We start from the raw sequence: 15,572 nt of genomic DNA, 5'->3' as shown, positions 1-15,572 counted from the left end.
ACCCGCATGTGCAGCATATAAAAACACCATTACAGTGCTTCAACATTCCCCATCGATTTCCTGTGGGCGATGAAGATGAGGCTGAGCAGCAGGATAATTGTGACGCCGATGAACAGGAAGGGCGTTTCGAAATAAGTGGCAAAAATCCCTGACAGGAACGATCCTGCCACGGAACCGATCGAAAAGTAGGAATAGAATATTCCGTTCGCTTTGCCACGCTCGTGCATCTCCGTATTCTGTCCGATGATCTTATTCATTGATGGGAAGATCAGGCTGAACCCTGCGCCATATATCACCATGGTCATATACACCAGTGCTGCCGAAGGGATGAAATGCAGCAGTATCATCGATATGCCAACAATGAAAATGCCCGTGCTTACGAGGACGACCGGACTGTATCTGCTGTAGATCCGGTTGAACGGCGTGGCAAATACGATGATGGCCGTGATGCCGAAGACGCTCAGCATCACCCCCGTGGACTGGTCGGACAGACCGAGGGCCGCGGTCTTCAGCGGCAGGCCGAAAGCCAGGGAACCATTGGAGATCATCAGCGTGAACGCTGAGACATATGCCACGATGAGTGACGGCCTTTTGATGATTTCCCAGTAATTTGTGGAATAGTGGATTTCTCTCGTCTCCTCTGTCGTACTTTCCTTCACCGTCAGCAGCAGAAGGAGCAGCCCAAAGATAAATATGCAGGCGAGGACAAGATAGACCATCTGGTAGCCGGCCTGGCTCGAGATGATTCCGCCAAGGGCGGGGCCTGCTACCGCTGCTGTGCCGATCGAGACACCGGTCAGCGCCATGGAACGGCCGATTGTCGCCTTTTTGGATATGTCCGCCACCAGGCTGAATGCAGCCGGTGTCAAAAGACCGCTTGAAAACCCGTGGACCACCCGTATGAGGAGCAGCAGGCTCACTGACGGCACAATCGTGTACGTCAGGATGATCAGCACCTGAAGCGCCATGCCGGACACCAGCATATTCTTCCGGCCGATCTTATCTGAAAAATACCCGCCGAAAACGTTTCCCGCCATGTTGAACAGTGAATATACAGCAACAATGATACCGGCTGTATATTCACTCGCTCCGAGGGAAATCGCGAACGGTGTGATGATCGGAAGCTGGATGAACAGATCCAGGAAGCATATTACAATAATGATATATAAAAATTTGTGCATTTGAATTTTCCTTTAACTGATTTTTACTGCCACTCTGTATTATAACAATTTTTCAACGCAGGAGGGACTGGATGGCTCAGGCGATGACACTCATTTTGTAAAGGTGTGAAAATAAACCAGCCGCCGGGTAACTGTATGTCACCCGGCGGCTGTGTCATTCACGCCTTCTTATTCAATTTTTGTTCATATGCATCGATGATTGCGCTGACAGCGCCGTCGCCTGTAATGTTTGCAGCTGTGCCGAAGCTGTCCTGCGCCATGTAGAGCGCAATCATGAATGCAACCGCCGCCTCACTGAATCCGAGGTTCGACATCAGTATGCCGCTCGCAGCCATGATTGCGCCGCCCGGCACCCCCGGTGCAGCAATCATTACGACACCGAGCAGCATGATCGTGCCGAACATGGCTCCGAATCCTGGCAGCTCATATTCCGGAAGCACCGACATCACTGCGATTGAGCAGCTGACGATCGTGATCGTACTTCCCGAGAGATGGATGTTTGCACAGAGCGGAACAACAAAGTCCGCAATCCTGTTGCGGATGCCGTTCTGTTTGGTCTGTTTGAGCGTTACCGGAATTGTTGCAGCACTGCTCATCGTGCCCAGGGCTGTGAAATAGGCCGGAATCATGTTCCTGATCATTCTGAGCGGGTTCTTGCCCAGTGCGGCACCCGCAATCGAGTACTGGACAATGATCCATACCCAGTGCAGGAGTACAGCTACAAGCAGGACGACACCGAAGACTGCAAGTGTGGTAAAGATTGTCCCTTCTGAAGCCATTCCCGCGAACACTCCCGCGATGTAGAACGGCAGGATTGGGATGACCACTTTCTCGATGAGGAACTCGGTGATGTTCTTCCCTTCTTCGAACCATTTTGCCATCAGCTGTGACTTCGTAAGTGTGATGACGATGCCGAACGCAAATGCCAGCACAAGCGCTGTCAGAATATCCATCAGCGGCGCGATTTCAAATTCAAAAAATGGTTCAAGTCCGCCGGACTCTTCCGGCACACTGCCGCCGTCCGTGATTTTTGGCATTACGAACATCGCCACGAGATAGGCCAATGTACCGGCTCCCAAAGTTGACAGGTACGCCGTACCCAGCGTCGCACCGACAACTTTGCCCGATCCTTCCCCGATTTTTGAAATACCGTTCGTGATGAAGAACAGGATGATCAGTGGAATCATGAAGAATATGAATCCGCCGAGCAGTGATTCTATCGTTACGAACAACCTTGCAAGCAGCGTAAGGAATGTTTCCAGCCCCCCTGTTGCATCCACCCCATAATACAGTGAACCGACCGTGATACCGACGATGATACCAGCAATCAGCTTAAGTAATAACTTCACCTAAAATTCCCCCTACTTATGTAATGATTCCATATTACCTCATTGGCATGGATAACAGAAGGTTTAAATTGTACACTATTTGTCCATTTTGAAAACCTTTTCATACGCAACGTACCAATCGTCTTCATTTTCATCCAGATGAAGCCGGCCTCTGAATTCAAAGCCCCGCTTTTCAAACTGGTGCTGCATTTTTTCATTTTCCAACGATGTATCGGTGTGAATACCAGCATACCCTGCATCCACCAACATGGATTCTACACTTTTCACCATATGTCCTGCAAATCCTTTCCCCTGGCTTTGCGGGTCCACCGCCATCCTGTGCATCGCTGCGCTTTTCGACTGCGGAACCTCCCATCCAATCTTGCCATAGGCTTCCGGATGTTCATCATCAACCACGACGAAACCCATTATCCCCCCTTTCTCTTCGTATACATGGAGGGAGCCGTTATTACAGTCCTGCTCAAAACGCGGCAGCCCGGGGTATGCATCACTCCACTGCGTATTGCCCGCAGCCTGCATCAATGGCACGACCGCCCTTGTTATTTCCATCACGCGCGCCAGATCGTTTCTTTCCGCTTTCCTCAAAGTCATATTGACCTCTCCTTCAATTTTCTCACAAATCTCTATTTTCACTATTTTACTGTTCATATGTGCATATCAATAGTGTATAATGTGATTGAGAATTAATACAGAGGGGTTTTGTAAAATGTTCAAATTCGATAAGTATACGAGGGCCTACCACATCTCAAACATGATTTTCTACCTGTTCACACTGGTTGTGATCGGTCTGATCTACGTATACGGCTTCTATCCGCCCATTGCCGAAGTGACATCAGGAGACTTTTTCGCAACGTTCGGACTGCGTGAATTCGGGGGATCACTGTTCTTCCTGGTGCTCATAATCGTGCCGCTCATGGTACTGTTCGGGGCAGCCTATCACCTGTATAAAGCCGCTGCATTCGGTAAGCATCCGGAAACTGCGGAAAACTGATATAAATGAAGGAAGAGCCGGCGCATCTTGGCGCCGGCTCTTCTTTGTTGACCGATAATTCACATCTGGACCCGGGTTTCATAACCCGCATCTCCCTGTTCCCTGACACGTGCCATCCTGACAAGCAGATAGACTATCGGTGTATCAAAAAGTACAATGACCATCTTGGCGGCGTACTGCGCCGCAATCATCCCGACCATCGCTTCAAAAGGCACTGTGCCAAAGAAGGCGATGGTGATGAATATGACCGTATCCACGAGTTGCGTGACAACCGCCGACACATTGTTCCTGAGCCACAGCCTGCGCTTGCCGTGGCGGGCTTTCAGCCTGTGGAATATCGATACGTCGAGATGCTGGCTAACCATGTACGAAACGAGGCTGGCGGCGATGACCTGGAAGCTCCCGCCAAGTATCATTTCATATTCCGCCTGCATGGTGAAGGCGGGGGCCGGCGGCAGCTCTATCGCCAGGTAGATGAACAATAGAACGACGAGCTGCGTAAGGAACCCCGCCTGTACCATCCGCCTTGCGTTTCTTTTGCCGTATACCTCCCCGACGACATCGGTGATCAGAAACGTTGCCATGTAGACGATGACTGCAGCAGGAAGCATGAACTCCCCCACCGCGAAAAGCTTGACTCCCAGGATGTTGGAGACGACCAGCAGTCCTGAGAAAAGTGCGGTCAAATAAAATAACATATATCATTTCCTCCTCATATCTTCAGGAAGAAATCCTTATCAGCCCTCTAAAAACTCAGCGGTTGTCCACGTGCTCTGGGTACATGTCATGATTCATCATGCGGTGTTCGGCCATGCGCTCATATTTCGTCCCGGCGCGCCCGTAGTTGCAGAAGGGGTCGATCGAGATACCGCCCCGCGGCGTGAATTTGCCCCATATCTCGATATATTTCGGGTCCATCAGTTCTATCAGATCATCCATGATCATGTTCACACTGTTTTCATGGAAGCCGCCGTGATTCCTGAAGCTGAAAAGATACAGCTTCAGAGCTTTGCTCTCCACCATTCTGATGTCCGGTATGTAGCTGATGTACAGCGTTGCGAAATCGGGCTGGTTCGTTATCGGGCACAGCGTCGTAAATTCCGGACAGTTGAATTTTACGAAGTAGTCCCGGTCCTGATGCTTATTCTCGAAAGTTTCCAGCACATCCGGGTTATAGTCAAAATCATATTTGACCTCCTGGCTGCCGAGCAGGCTCAAATCTTTTGTATAATCTTCACTCATCACGATTCTCCTTTTCAGATATATGCATTTTGCAACAAAAAAACGCCATGCACCCCGTCTAAGGCACATGGCATCAATGATCGATCCGCGTCTTAGTTTTTTATAGAGGGTTTGGGCTAAGAACCTCTTCACTATTCATTTGCACCTGACTTATTATACTATATCCCCACATCAATTGGAAGAACGCTTTGCCTACTCCTCGTAGGCCTTGGTCAGCGCTTCTTTGAATGCCTGGGGCGGCTGTGCGCCAGAAATGCCGTACTTCCTGTTGATGACAAAGAGCGGCACACCCTGTGCACCGAGTTTGTTCGCCACATTCTGATCTTCGATCACCTGCTCCTTATACAAATCGCTATCAAGCATTTCACGGATTTTTTCCTCCTCAAGTCCGAGACCGGTGCCGATCTCGACCAGCTCTTCTGTATCAGCGACATTGACGCCGTCTGTGAAATACGCTTTGTAGAGACGGTCCATCGCTTCGGCATCCAGCCCTTCCTCCCGGGCAAATTTGACAAGGCGGTGGGCATCCCTCGAGTTTGACGGCACCACTTTCTCCATATTGAACTCAAGTCCGGCAGCTTTTGCTGTATCAGCGACCTGACTGTTCATGATTTCCGCTTCCTTGACACTCTTGTTGTATTTTTTGGCGAGCAGCTCCGCCATGGTCTCATCCGGTTCCTTCTCTGCGGTCGGGTCGAGCTGGAAACTGCGGTAGACAACCTCCAGGTCATCCTTCCCGGCAAACTCCTCTACTCCCGCTTCAAAATTCCTCTTGCCGATATAGCAGAACGGGCAGCCGATATCCGACCAGATCTCCACTTTCATATACATGCCTCCCTGCCGGTTTGTAAAAACCGGTTATTTATGTATATTGTAACAGGCCGGGCGGCCTTTATCCTGTTGTCTGCCTCGCTCAGACCCCCTGCTTGTTGCTCCACAGCAGCGTATGGAGCTGAGGCAGCACCCGCGCGTCATTCATGCGCGCATCACCCATCGTCATCTCCACCAGTTCACCATAGCGTCCGAGAAGCTTTTCCGTATGGTTCACAACATTTTCCCCGAGATACGGGTTACCCGTCTGGAGGTAGAACGGAACCGACGGATATTTCATGTGGACATATGCCGCGTATTCAAAATCCCTTTTGTCGAAGACCACCACTTTGAGGTTGTAAGATCCGCAACCCGCCTCAAGTCCTGCAAGGACGCGGCCAAGCCGGCCAAAATCCGTTTCCATACCCGAGCTCGGCGGCTTGGGACTGACGGTGACGTCATCCACCCGGCCCATCCATTCCTGGAATACTGTTCCCTGGGTCTCCATGGCGAGTGCAATCCCCCTGTCTTTCGCAGCCGTCACAAACGGCTCCAGATTTTTAAGGAGAGCCGGGTTGCCGCCTGAAATCGTGACGTGATTATAGTTCCCTGCCGCCAATCCATCCAGTGAGCGGAAAATATCTTCGGACGTCATCATCCGGATGTTCTCCTTCTGGGATCCGTCCCATGTAAAAGCCGAATCGCACCAGCTGCAGCTGTAGTCGCAGCCGGCAGTCCGCACAAACATCGTCTTCTGCCCGATGACTGCACCCTCTCCCTGGAATGTAGGTCCGAATATTTCAAGTACCGGCACTTTCATCATTTCCTGAACTCCTTTGGACGATAGATTACATAGCTCGAGGGGGTCTCCCTCAGAAAAACCTGAAGGCATACAGGTCGGTTATCCAGCGTCGCCAAATATTCACTGACCATTTCATGGATCGTCTTCGCCAGAGTTTCCGAAGTCGGCGGTATATCCAGAAATCGCGGGTGGTCGTTCAGCAATGTATGATCGAAAGCTTCATCGATCAGTTTCTTGACATCCGAAAAGTTCACCAGGAACCCGAGGTCATCCAGCATGTCACCTGCTATGGTCATATTCACGAAATAGGTATGCCCGTGTATATTGGCACACTTCCCTGCCCGGCGATTGGGAATATGGTGTGCAGCCGAAAAGTTGAGATCTTTATTGAGCTCGTATTCAAAGTCATGCACAGGTGTCTGGTACATCATGAATCCCCCTCCCTTTCCTCAATATATGCGCTCAGCCCGTCACTCCGCAGCCTGCACGCCGGGCACTCGCCGCATCCGTCACCGATTACACCCTCGTAGCATGTCAGAGTCCTCTCCCTTATGTAATCTAGCTTCCCGTAGCGGTCGGCAAGCGCCCAGGTCTCTTTCTTGTCCAGCCACATCAAAGGCGTGTCAATGACGAAATCCTTATCCATGGCGAGGTTGGCCGTAACATTCATGGATTTGACGAAAATATCCCGGCAGTCCGGATAGCCGCTGAAGTCAGTTTCACACACGCCTGTAATGATTGTTTTCGCCCCTGTCTGGTAGGCCAGTGCAAAAGCGAACGACAGGAAAAGCATGTTCCGTGCCGGCACGAATGTGTTCGGCATCTCCGTATCTTCCCCGCTGATCTCCATATCATGACGGGTCAGAGCATTCGGGCTCAGCTGACCGAGCAGCGACATGTCCAGCACATGATGCCTGAGACCGTGTTCAGCTGCAATCTGTTTTGCCACACTAATTTCAAGGCTGTGCCTCTGCCCATATTCAAATGTCACAAGCTCCACTTCATCGTAATGCGCCATCGCGTGGAACATGCATGTCGTGCTGTCCTGGCCGCCTGAAAATACTACCAGTGCTTTTTTCTCTCTCATCTTATAGTGTCCCCCAGCAATTCAATGGTAATTATATGAGTTTAACAATTTTCCCCGTCCATTTCCACCGCACAGTCCGGCCGGCGCATAAAATATATGAGTCCGTCCAATAGGTTGACAGGAAGGTGATTAAGAGATGACCAGCCTTCAATACAGAGAAAGAGTGATACAGATACCGGGTCTTGAAAACATATTCAAATCTCAGAAAAAATATAGGATGGACAATGAAAACAAAGGGTGCCGGCCGTGACCTCATGGTCACCAGTGCCATTGCACAACCCTCAGCGCCGGGGGATGCAATGTCGAAAGATGTAAAAACTCTTTAAATGTTCCCTTGAACTTGATATAATATAATATTGCATGAAAGATGTTTCATGCGTTCTATCAGGTATATCCTGCAAATATAAATGATAGGTGGAAACCGAATATGGAATATCAAGTATTACTCTACTACTACTACACAGACATTGAAGACCCTGAGGAGTTTTCCCGTGAGCATCTTGAACTCTGCAAGGACATGAACCTCAAAGGGAGGATTCTTGTCGCTGGGGAAGGTATCAACGGTACCGTTTCGGGTACTGTCGAAAATACTGAAAAGTACAGGGAATATATGGAGAACCATCCGCTGTTCGAAGGCATCACTTTCAAGATCGATCCGGCGGACGGCCATGCTTTCAAGAAGATGCATGTGCGTCCGCGACCGGAACTTGTCAACCTGAGCCTGGAAAATGACATCGATCCGCGGGAACTGACCGGAGAATATCTTGAACCTGCTGAATTTCTGCGCCAGATGCAGGATCACGATACGATTGTCCTTGATGCCAGAAACACTTATGAATATGACGTAGGCCATTTCAGGGGCGCCATCCGTCCGGATGTGGAAACGTTCCGCGACCTGCCGGAATGGGTTGAGGAGAACCGTGAAATGCTTGAGGGCAAACGCATACTGACATACTGCACCGGCGGCATCCGCTGTGAGAAATTCTCAGGATGGCTGAAACGCGAAGGATTCGATGATGTCGGACAGCTCCACGGCGGCATTGCCACATACGGCAAGGATCCTGTCGCAAAAGGCCAGAACTGGGACGGCATGATGTATGTCTTCGATGAAAGGCTGACAGTACCGGTCAACCAGGTCGAGCACACAGTGGTCGGCAAAGACCATTTCGACGGTACTCCGTGTGAACGCTACATCAACTGTGCCGATCCGGATTGCAATGCACAGATCCTCGCTTCAAAGGAAAACGAAGACAGGCATCTTGGCGGCTGCAGCATCGAGTGCACAAAGAGCCCGAGAAACAGATATGTCATTGACAACAAACTGTCCTCTGAATTCGTTCAGGAACGAATTCGGGAACTTGAAGAGGAATATTACGCCAGATAAGACTGAACGCACCAATCCGGACCGGATTGGTGCGTTTTTTACATCTTGACTATGATTCTGCCGCGTATTTTCCCTTTCAGAATATCGTTCAGGGTCCCAGGCAGATCATCAAGGCCGATCTGATGTGAAATATCAGTCTCAAGGGCCGATGGTTTCATATCACCTGCGAGCCTGTCCCACACTTTGAGCCGATGCTCCATCGGATGCTTCACCGAATCGATGCCGAGCCAGTTTATGTTGCGTGAAATGAACGGCAGTACAGTTGTCTGGACTTCGATGCCGCCTGCCAGTCCGCATGTCGCCACTGAGCCCCCGTAATCCAGGCTGCTCAGTATATACTGCAGTGTCTTGCCGCCGACCGGATCGATTGCAGCCGCCCACTGCCTTGTACGGGTCGCCCGGCCCCTGAAATCCGTCACCTGGTCGCGGTGGATGACTTTCGATGCCCCAAGGGATTTCAGGTATTCCGCCTCTTCTGTCCTGCCTGTGCTCGCAACGACTTCGTATCCACGGTCATGCAGCATGTTCACAGCGATGCTTCCGACACCACCGCTCGCACCGTCGACCAGCACCCTGCCCTTCTCAGGTGTGAGACCGTTATCCTCCAGCCGCTGGATGCTCAGGGCAGCGGTAAACCCCGCCGTTCCAAGCTTCATCGACTCCTCCATCGTAAGGCCCTCCGGGAGCGGGACAACCCATTCCGCCGGAATCCGGGCCACTTCGCTGAATCCCCCCGTATGGCGTGTGCCGATGAAATAGCTTGTGGCAATGACTTCATCCCCCTCTTTGAACCGGTCGTCCCCGGAAGTGATGACAGTACCCGCCAGATCTATGCCGGGCACAAGCGGCAGTATTTCTGCCAGGTCTCCCTTGACCGCGACCATACCATCCTTATAGTTGACACTCGAGTATGCAACTCTTATCGTCACTTCCCCTTCCGAAAGGTCATCAAGTCCAATCTCCTTCACTTCCATCTCCATCTTCTCATCCACTTTATCCACTACCAGCGCTTTAAAACGATCCATGCATATATCCGCCCTTTCCATTAATATATTATCCCCATTATAATACATATGCATTAGGCTGTATCGGCAGACGGGCTGCCGGTACATGCCCGCTTTACTGCCGGACGCTTCTGCTGTTATGATTGGGGGGAATAAAAATTGCATACCCGAAGACACTGGGGGCGCCAAAATGGCTGAGACGGGAGACCGGACCCCTATCACCCGATCTGGATAACACCAGCGTGGGGAAGTGCAGTACACGCTGTGATCCGCTTCGCTATAGATGGCTGCACCCTCCCGGGCTGCAGTTTTTTTATTCCAAAAATTACTGGAGGGATTCATATGACAACAGGGGCAGGACAGGCAGGCGCACAGTTCACGCTGTTTCCCATGTCAGGTAACTTTGTGGACATCATACTCGGCGCACTGGATGCGACCGACACACGCAATGTGGAAATCGAGACCGACAGCGTCAGCACAGAAATCAGGGGATCCATCGACAGCATCTTCGATGTGATTCAGTCGATATTCCTGCATGCGGCAGGCACCGGTGAGCACGTTGCTCTGAGCGGAACTGCGGCCATCGGATGCCCGGGTGGTTCCTTGGCAGAAACAGATGCCCGGCAGGGTGGGAAGCTGAACCGGGAGATGCCTGCACAAGTCGGTCAGAAGGCAGGAGCCAAATTCTCAATCTACCCGCTCGGTGATACGGATTATATGAAGAAAATCGAATCACAGATCGATCTGTCGGCTGAACCGGCCATCGATGTCAAACCCGCCCTGGGTGCGACACGCCTCGACGGGGAGGCGGGAGATATATTCAGGATAATTGAAAAATCCTTCAGCAATGTTTCAGAGAACGTCGGTCATACAGCCATGGCGTTCACCATCTCCGCCAACAGCCCGTCTGATGGAGGATAGCGGGGTCCGGACCCATTCGACAGGAAGATGTCCATATACCCTAAAAAAGCGGGCGGAGAATCGATCTCCGTCCGCTTCCTCTTTATATCTAATCCAATACTGCCATTATGAATCCGTCATGTCCTTTGGCACCTACTGTCTGTAATGCAGTTGCATCGATGCGTGGTTCGTCTTTTAAGATTTTCAGGAACCGCTGCATCTCAGGCCTGTTTGCCTCCTCTTCGAACCTGTCTTCGATCTTGCGCTCTGTTATGATGACAGATCCGCATTTTGCCATATCGATTGCCGCTTCCAGATAGTCCGGGTAGAGTGCCTGGTTTGCATCTATATAGATGAAATCAAAGCGCGGATATCCTTTTTCAAGCAACCTCGGCAGTGTGTCCTCTGCAGGTGCATGAATCACTTCAACTTTGTCTTCAAGTCCGGCTGCTGTGATATTCCTTTCAGCAATTTCTGCATATTCCGCGTTGGATTCGAGCGACGCCATCTTTCCTTCTTCAGGAAGTGATTTACCGAGCCACAAAGTACTGTAGCCTCCCAAAGATCCGATTTCAAGGATCGATTTTGCCTCTTTGATCTTGGCAAGCAGATGAAGGTGTTTACTCTGGCCGGCGAATTCCTCCTCTCCGTGCTCATTCTGTGCGGGAATGCCGGTCATCACTTCGTCATCGGCATTCAATTCTGCGTTGAAATAATCGTCCACAGCGCTCCAAAGTTTGGACATGTAAATAAATCTCCTCCATAATTTATGGTACTTTTATTTATAACATTTTATCAGATATCAAATTCTGAATATTTGATAAAATGTTATGTCCGTTATCATAACGCATAGCATGATTAAATGCAAATTGCATCCGTAAGCCGGCGGGCCCGCCATTGCCCGGACACTCTTTCATCACAGGAGCACCTGAACAGGGTATCTGCTTAACCCCCACCCATGGCAGTTCCGCAAAAATTGTTGATGGAATCAAAAAACCGGCGCCAAAGCGCCGGTCCGTCATTGCCCATTACTGCCCTGCAACATCCCGCTTTGTGAAGAAGAGCCAGGATGCGACCATGAATACAATCCAGTAGACGGCAAGTACACCTATTGAAAAACCCATCGTCATCTCTTCTTGGACAGGCCCCATCTGGGAATCATAGACTGTCAGATCCGTGTTCGCGAACAGTATATATTTCGACCATTCCCTATCTGCGAAGAACTGGACAATTGAAGTACCCGCCATCATCAGGAAAACAGCAGTACCGATTGCCAGTGCGCTGTTCCTGAAAATACTTGAAATCATGAATGCGAATGTCGCCATCATGAACAGGTTGACCAGTTTGAATCCATATCCGCTCGCCACTTCAGCGATCGCGGATACACTTACGATGCCTTCATAGTTTCTGACCACCAGTTCAGGGTTGCTTCCTGCCACACCAAAAACAAGTGCACCCGTCAGCCATGAAAGGACGAGCAGGAGGACGAGAGTGATCAGGGCGAATATCAGCACAGCGATATATTTGGATAGAAGGATCATACTCCTTGGGATTGGACGGATGAGAAGCTGCTTGACTGTCCCCCATCTGAATTCATTCGCAACAATACCGCCGGCCACGATGATTGTCAGCAGGCTGATCACCGACGCAAGCATGGCGTTGTCGATGACGAACTGCCACGCATCATATGTCACGGGCTTGATATCATTGTCGATGTGATACTGGTTCATCTCAATCTCCTGTGTGTTCACTTCAGTCAGAAATTCCTCTTCCTGCATCTCTTCTGTCAGTTGTTCGTTTTCGGCTCTGAGTTCCTCCTTCCAGTCCGCACCGTACTCCTTGCCCGACATATCAGTTGTTGTCGTGATGACGGCAACAGCAATCACAAGCAGTGCGAGGAAGATATACATGATCCACGTTGACTTCTGTATGAATATTTTCGAAACTTCATTCCAAACCAGGCTGAATATTTTACCCAATGACATTCTCTCCAATCAGATCGAAGAATTTATCTTCGAGTGATGCGCTTGATACTTCGACCCTGTACACCAGTACATCGGCTGAGACCAGGCTGGCCACGATGCTGGGCATCAGTGATTTCTTCGCACTGAATGTGATGAACCCCTCATCACCCGCAGCTTCAATGCCATGATGTGCTTTCAGCACCCGGAGCGCTGAGTCCGCCGGGTCGGCCTCCACCCGGACTTCACGCACGGGATCCTCCTCTGTCTGCTGTTCATGTACAGACTGGATGCCGATCAGCTCCCCGTTTTTTATGACGCCGATCCTGTCGCACATCAATTCGATCTCAGACAGCAGGTGGCTGGATATGATCACCGCAACATTATCCTCGTCGGCAAGCTTTCTGATATACTTCCTTATCTCACGTATGCCGGCAGGATCGAGGCCGTTGGTCGGCTCATCAAGTATCAGCACCGATGGATTGTGGAGCAGCGCCTGTGCAATTCCCAGTCGCTGGCGCATGCCGAGGGAATATCTCCCGACTTTCGTTTTAATTGCATTTTCAAGCCCGACGAGCTTGATCACCTGGCTGATGCGTTCTTTTGTCACTCCCGGACTCATCCGCGCAAAATGCTTCAGGTTCTGCATACCGGTCATGAACGGGTACATTTCGGGATTCTCCACAATCGCACCCACTTCCCGGATAGCATCCTTGAAATCCGATTTGACACTCTTGCCGAGAATCCGCACATCACCACCCGTAATACCCATCAATCCGACCATCATTCTGATCGTCGTAGTCTTCCCCGCCCCATTCGGGCCGAGAAAACCGAACACTTCTCCCTTATGTATTTCAAAATCCAGTTCTTTGATGATCTTTTTGGAACCGATCTTCTTCGTAAGTCCCGTGAGTTCCATCGCTGTTTCAGCCAAGTTGACCCCTCCTTATTTTCTTGTCATATACAAGAGTAACAAAAATTTAATTTACTAAAAACTGATATCCTTATATAAAATGACCCGCTTAAGACAACCGGCCAAGTCACTTTCTTCTTACAGATCTGATTATCATATCTTCACCGAAAAACCTCCGCACCATTTTTCTCGCATCCACCTGTGAACGTGCCGCCACTTCCTTTACAGTCCGTCCATCACCCCGCTCAATTGTAACGATGAAGCATTTTGTCCCGCATCTCATATCAGACATTCCTTTTCCTGAATATATAATTATTCCGGCCGTCAACATCAACCGTTTCCAGCCCTTCACTCCTGTCCATATATTCATTGTACATAAGCTTTGCCCAATTTAGAACAGGGCCGACCCGCCATGAAGCTCAGAAAAAGTATTTTTCATTCTCAGCGTTATTCTGTGTCAACCACAAATGAAAATGTCCCGGGAATTTAAAATTTAGCGTTTACTATTTGGCCGGCATCCCCTGTGTCTCTCACTGGGGATGCCGGCGTTTGTTTTGTCTGCGTTCCAGGCGCTGCAGGTACTGTTCATAGGAGCGTTGCTTCCATGGATGCGACAGGGGTGGAATCCAAACACTGCGGAGCGTTTTCTGGGGCACCGGCTCGAATGCAGCGGAGTGTGCATCGACGGCCGGAATCTCCTCCAGAGCGTAAACCTGCTCCTGATGCGATACAAACAGTTGACCTGTGCGGGTTTCAATCACCATAACTTTGGTCTTTCTGTTTAAATAGATGACCTTTCCGGTCTCTGTGATCAATCGGTATTTCTTGTTCTTATACTGGATCGCATGGCCGTTGTCGATCGTCCGGAACTCGAACCGGGCGAGAATCCGGTCCAGATCAATGCCAGCGGGGAGTGCTTCAAACACGGATGGATAGGATTCCGGCTTAAAGGCAAACTGTCTGTTAAACCGGGGGACATAGGTTTCCAAAAATTGATTTGCCGCCGGAATAGAGGTAATATGATGTTCAGCTAGTGCTTTCACTAGCCGGTCTTGTAACGTACCGAAGGCCCGCTCTACGCGGCCTTTGGCCTGGGGGATGGAAGTCGTCGAAAGCTCGATCCCCAGCGTTTGACAGGCATATCCATATTGGGTGTTGGCTCTCGGGGTGTTGTCCCGGGAGCCTCTTTTCGTTTCATAGTTAAAAACGGTACGGTTATCCGTCAACAGGCGGTACGGGAGACCGTATTGGGTTAAGCACTGTTCGGTAATCGCATAGTAGCCGTTCAATGTCTCCTGATGATCAAACCAGGCGCCGACGATCTGACGGGTACAATCATCGATGGCGATGTGCAGATGGGCATAGTCATGCCGTTCACCAAACCACTTGTGCATGGAGGCATCCATCTGGAGGAGCTCTCCAAATGCTTTGGCCCGGGGGCGTGTCGGATGGGCTTTGACCGGATCGACCAGGCTTACTTCCACCAGTAATGCTTCTTCCCGCCGGGTCATATGGTTGGCGGACCGGGCCTTCTGTTTCAGCCGGTCTTTCATCATCCGCTTTGTCTGCCGCGTTGATTTGGGAGACAATGTATTGGTCCGGTCCATGAGGGTCCGCAGGGCGGTATAGGAAATGGAGATGCCGTCGGTCTCTCTCAGTTTTTCATGAAAATGCTTAAAGTTATACCCATCATATTTTGTCCGGTACAGCCGGATGATGGTCCGTCTCAGATCCGGGTCAAGGGTTGTGGCCGGTTTTCGGCCGGTGTTCCCGTGCCGGAATCCCTTCCTGCCTTTCTCATGATAGGTCTGGACCAATCGGTTGATCTGTCTCCGGGTGAGATTCAATTCAATCTCCGCTCTCGTCTTTGTTTTCTGTCCATTCACGACCGCTTTAATGATGCGATACTTGTCCTGTTCTCTCATGGTTAGATACTCCTTCATGATGT

At 50.4% G+C, this 15,572-nt stretch carries 18 protein-coding genes and 2 riboswitches; of the genes, 3 read left to right on the top strand and 15 right to left on the bottom strand.

Annotated features, from left to right (window positions below):
• Positions 1–29: 29 nt before the first annotated feature.
• The 3 genes from C792_RS0102190 to C792_RS0102180 form a co-directional block, all read right to left on the bottom strand.
• Positions 30–1,181, bottom strand: coding sequence for an MFS transporter (locus C792_RS0102190; RefSeq protein ID WP_017547801.1), 1,152 nt, complete (start codon positions 1,179–1,181; stop codon positions 30–32).
• 158 nt (positions 1,182–1,339) lie between these two features.
• On the bottom strand, positions 1,340–2,530 hold the full coding sequence (locus C792_RS0102185; RefSeq protein ID WP_017547800.1) for a dicarboxylate/amino acid:cation symporter: 1,191 nt from the start codon (positions 2,528–2,530) through the stop codon (positions 1,340–1,342).
• A gap of 75 nt (positions 2,531–2,605) precedes the next feature.
• On the bottom strand, positions 2,606–3,121 hold the full coding sequence (locus C792_RS0102180) for a GNAT family N-acetyltransferase (protein ID WP_017547799.1): 516 nt from the start codon (positions 3,119–3,121) through the stop codon (positions 2,606–2,608).
• A 115-nt stretch (positions 3,122–3,236) separates the two neighbouring features.
• On the opposite strand from C792_RS0102180, the gene C792_RS0102175 reads away from it, so the two are divergent.
• Positions 3,237–3,521, top strand: coding sequence for a hypothetical protein (locus C792_RS0102175; protein ID WP_017547798.1), 285 nt, complete (start codon positions 3,237–3,239; stop codon positions 3,519–3,521).
• 59 nt (positions 3,522–3,580) lie between these two features.
• Here C792_RS0102175 and C792_RS0102170 read toward each other — a convergent pair whose 3' ends face one another.
• The 6 genes from C792_RS0102170 to queC all read right to left on the bottom strand — a co-directional run bounded on the left by C792_RS0102170 (position 3,581) and on the right by queC (position 7,462).
• Positions 3,581–4,219, bottom strand: coding sequence for a queuosine precursor transporter (locus tag C792_RS0102170; protein WP_017547797.1), 639 nt, complete (start codon positions 4,217–4,219; stop codon positions 3,581–3,583).
• Between the two features lie 55 nt (positions 4,220–4,274).
• Positions 4,275–4,763 (bottom strand): preQ(1) synthase, encoded by a 489-nt coding sequence (gene queF, locus C792_RS0102165; RefSeq protein WP_017547796.1) that lies wholly within the window; start codon positions 4,761–4,763, stop codon positions 4,275–4,277.
• Positions 4,764–4,849: 86 nt separating this feature from the next.
• Positions 4,850–4,896, bottom strand: a riboswitch (PreQ1 riboswitch).
• 59 nt (positions 4,897–4,955) lie between these two features.
• A complete protein-coding gene (locus C792_RS0102160) occupies positions 4,956–5,588 on the bottom strand; it encodes a DsbA family oxidoreductase (protein WP_017547795.1) in 633 nt (210 codons plus the stop codon).
• Between the two features lie 88 nt (positions 5,589–5,676).
• Positions 5,677–6,396, bottom strand: a complete 720-nt coding sequence (gene queE / locus C792_RS0102155) for a 7-carboxy-7-deazaguanine synthase QueE (RefSeq protein WP_026090187.1) — start codon at positions 6,394–6,396, stop codon at positions 5,677–5,679.
• Entirely contained in the window at positions 6,393–6,803 is a 411-nt protein-coding gene (gene queD / locus C792_RS0102150) for a 6-carboxytetrahydropterin synthase QueD (protein WP_017547793.1), read from the bottom strand. The genes queE and queD overlap by 4 nt, the downstream gene beginning before the upstream one ends.
• Positions 6,803–7,462: a 7-cyano-7-deazaguanine synthase QueC gene (gene queC / locus C792_RS0102145; RefSeq protein WP_017547792.1), complete on the bottom strand. Its 660-nt coding sequence runs from the start codon at positions 7,460–7,462 to the stop codon at positions 6,803–6,805. Before queC ends, queD begins: the two co-directional genes overlap by 1 nt.
• A 427-nt stretch (positions 7,463–7,889) precedes the next feature.
• Here queC and trhO point away from each other — a divergent pair, with 427 nt between their 5' ends.
• Positions 7,890–8,846: an oxygen-dependent tRNA uridine(34) hydroxylase TrhO gene (trhO, locus tag C792_RS0102135; protein ID WP_017547790.1), complete on the top strand. Its 957-nt coding sequence runs from the start codon at positions 7,890–7,892 to the stop codon at positions 8,844–8,846.
• Positions 8,847–8,884: 38 nt separating this feature from the next.
• On the opposite strand, the gene C792_RS0102130 is transcribed toward trhO, so the two are convergent.
• A complete protein-coding gene (locus C792_RS0102130) occupies positions 8,885–9,871 on the bottom strand; it encodes an acrylyl-CoA reductase family protein (protein WP_026090185.1) in 987 nt (328 codons plus the stop codon).
• A 147-nt stretch (positions 9,872–10,018) separates the two neighbouring features.
• A riboswitch (TPP riboswitch) is annotated at positions 10,019–10,116 on the top strand.
• A 76-nt stretch (positions 10,117–10,192) separates the two neighbouring features.
• On the opposite strand from C792_RS0102130, the gene C792_RS0102125 reads away from it, so the two are divergent.
• Positions 10,193–10,771, top strand: a complete 579-nt coding sequence (locus C792_RS0102125; protein WP_017547788.1) for a YkoF family thiamine/hydroxymethylpyrimidine-binding protein — start codon at positions 10,193–10,195, stop codon at positions 10,769–10,771.
• An 88-nt stretch (positions 10,772–10,859) separates the two neighbouring features.
• Here C792_RS0102125 and C792_RS0102120 read toward each other — a convergent pair whose 3' ends face one another.
• The 5 genes from C792_RS0102120 to C792_RS0102095 all read right to left on the bottom strand — a co-directional run bounded on the left by C792_RS0102120 (position 10,860) and on the right by C792_RS0102095 (position 15,567).
• Positions 10,860–11,495, bottom strand: coding sequence for an O-methyltransferase (locus C792_RS0102120; RefSeq protein ID WP_017547787.1), 636 nt, complete (start codon positions 11,493–11,495; stop codon positions 10,860–10,862).
• A 283-nt stretch (positions 11,496–11,778) separates the two neighbouring features.
• On the bottom strand, positions 11,779–12,729 hold the full coding sequence (locus C792_RS0102115) for an ABC transporter permease (protein ID WP_017547786.1): 951 nt from the start codon (positions 12,727–12,729) through the stop codon (positions 11,779–11,781).
• Positions 12,722–13,645 carry an ABC transporter ATP-binding protein gene (locus tag C792_RS0102110; protein ID WP_017547785.1) on the bottom strand — a complete coding sequence of 308 codons (924 nt, stop codon included), beginning with the start codon at positions 13,643–13,645 and terminating at the stop codon, positions 12,722–12,724. The genes C792_RS0102115 and C792_RS0102110 overlap by 8 nt, the downstream gene beginning before the upstream one ends.
• Before the next feature lie 106 nt (positions 13,646–13,751).
• On the bottom strand, positions 13,752–13,907 hold the full coding sequence (locus C792_RS14950; RefSeq protein ID WP_017547784.1) for a hypothetical protein: 156 nt from the start codon (positions 13,905–13,907) through the stop codon (positions 13,752–13,754).
• 247 nt (positions 13,908–14,154) lie between these two features.
• Complete coding sequence (locus C792_RS0102095; RefSeq protein ID WP_017547782.1) at positions 14,155–15,567, bottom strand: ISNCY family transposase; 1,413 nt, start codon at positions 15,565–15,567, stop codon at positions 14,155–14,157.
• Positions 15,568–15,572 lie beyond the last annotated feature (5 nt).

The sequence above is a fragment of the Salinicoccus carnicancri Crm genome, assembly GCF_000330705.1.
GTDB lineage: Bacteria > Bacillota > Bacilli > Staphylococcales > Salinicoccaceae > Salinicoccus > Salinicoccus carnicancri.
Note: the sequence above shows the minus strand (reverse complement) of the source record. Positions and strands in the feature narration are given on the sequence as shown.

What these genes read in the sequence shown, in the direction of transcription:
- C792_RS0102190 (WP_017547801.1), bottom strand. Translation starts at nt 1,181, where the DNA reads ATGCACAAATTTTTATATATCATTATTGTAATATGCTTCCTGGATCTG.
- C792_RS0102180 (WP_017547799.1), bottom strand. Translation starts at nt 3,121, where the DNA reads ATGACTTTGAGGAAAGCGGAAAGAAACGATCTGGCGCGCGTGATGGAA.
- C792_RS0102175 (WP_017547798.1), top strand. Translation starts at nt 3,237, where the DNA reads ATGTTCAAATTCGATAAGTATACGAGGGCCTACCACATCTCAAACATG.
- C792_RS0102170 (WP_017547797.1), bottom strand. Translation starts at nt 4,219, where the DNA reads ATGTTATTTTATTTGACCGCACTTTTCTCAGGACTGCTGGTCGTCTCC.
- queF (WP_017547796.1), bottom strand. Translation starts at nt 4,763, where the DNA reads ATGAGTGAAGATTATACAAAAGATTTGAGCCTGCTCGGCAGCCAGGAG.
- C792_RS0102160 (WP_017547795.1), bottom strand. Translation starts at nt 5,588, where the DNA reads ATGAAAGTGGAGATCTGGTCGGATATCGGCTGCCCGTTCTGCTATATC.
- queE (WP_026090187.1), bottom strand. Translation starts at nt 6,396, where the DNA reads ATGATGAAAGTGCCGGTACTTGAAATATTCGGACCTACATTCCAGGGA.
- queD (WP_017547793.1), bottom strand. Translation starts at nt 6,803, where the DNA reads ATGTACCAGACACCTGTGCATGACTTTGAATACGAGCTCAATAAAGAT.
- queC (WP_017547792.1), bottom strand. Translation starts at nt 7,462, where the DNA reads ATGAGAGAGAAAAAAGCACTGGTAGTATTTTCAGGCGGCCAGGACAGC.
- trhO (WP_017547790.1), top strand. Translation starts at nt 7,890, where the DNA reads ATGGAATATCAAGTATTACTCTACTACTACTACACAGACATTGAAGAC.
- C792_RS0102130 (WP_026090185.1), bottom strand. Translation starts at nt 9,871, where the DNA reads ATGGATCGTTTTAAAGCGCTGGTAGTGGATAAAGTGGATGAGAAGATG.
- C792_RS0102125 (WP_017547788.1), top strand. Translation starts at nt 10,193, where the DNA reads ATGACAACAGGGGCAGGACAGGCAGGCGCACAGTTCACGCTGTTTCCC.
- C792_RS0102120 (WP_017547787.1), bottom strand. Translation starts at nt 11,495, where the DNA reads ATGTCCAAACTTTGGAGCGCTGTGGACGATTATTTCAACGCAGAATTG.
- C792_RS14950 (WP_017547784.1), bottom strand. Translation starts at nt 13,907, where the DNA reads ATGAGATGCGGGACAAAATGCTTCATCGTTACAATTGAGCGGGGTGAT.
- C792_RS0102095 (WP_017547782.1), bottom strand. Translation starts at nt 15,567, where the DNA reads ATGAAGGAGTATCTAACCATGAGAGAACAGGACAAGTATCGCATCATT.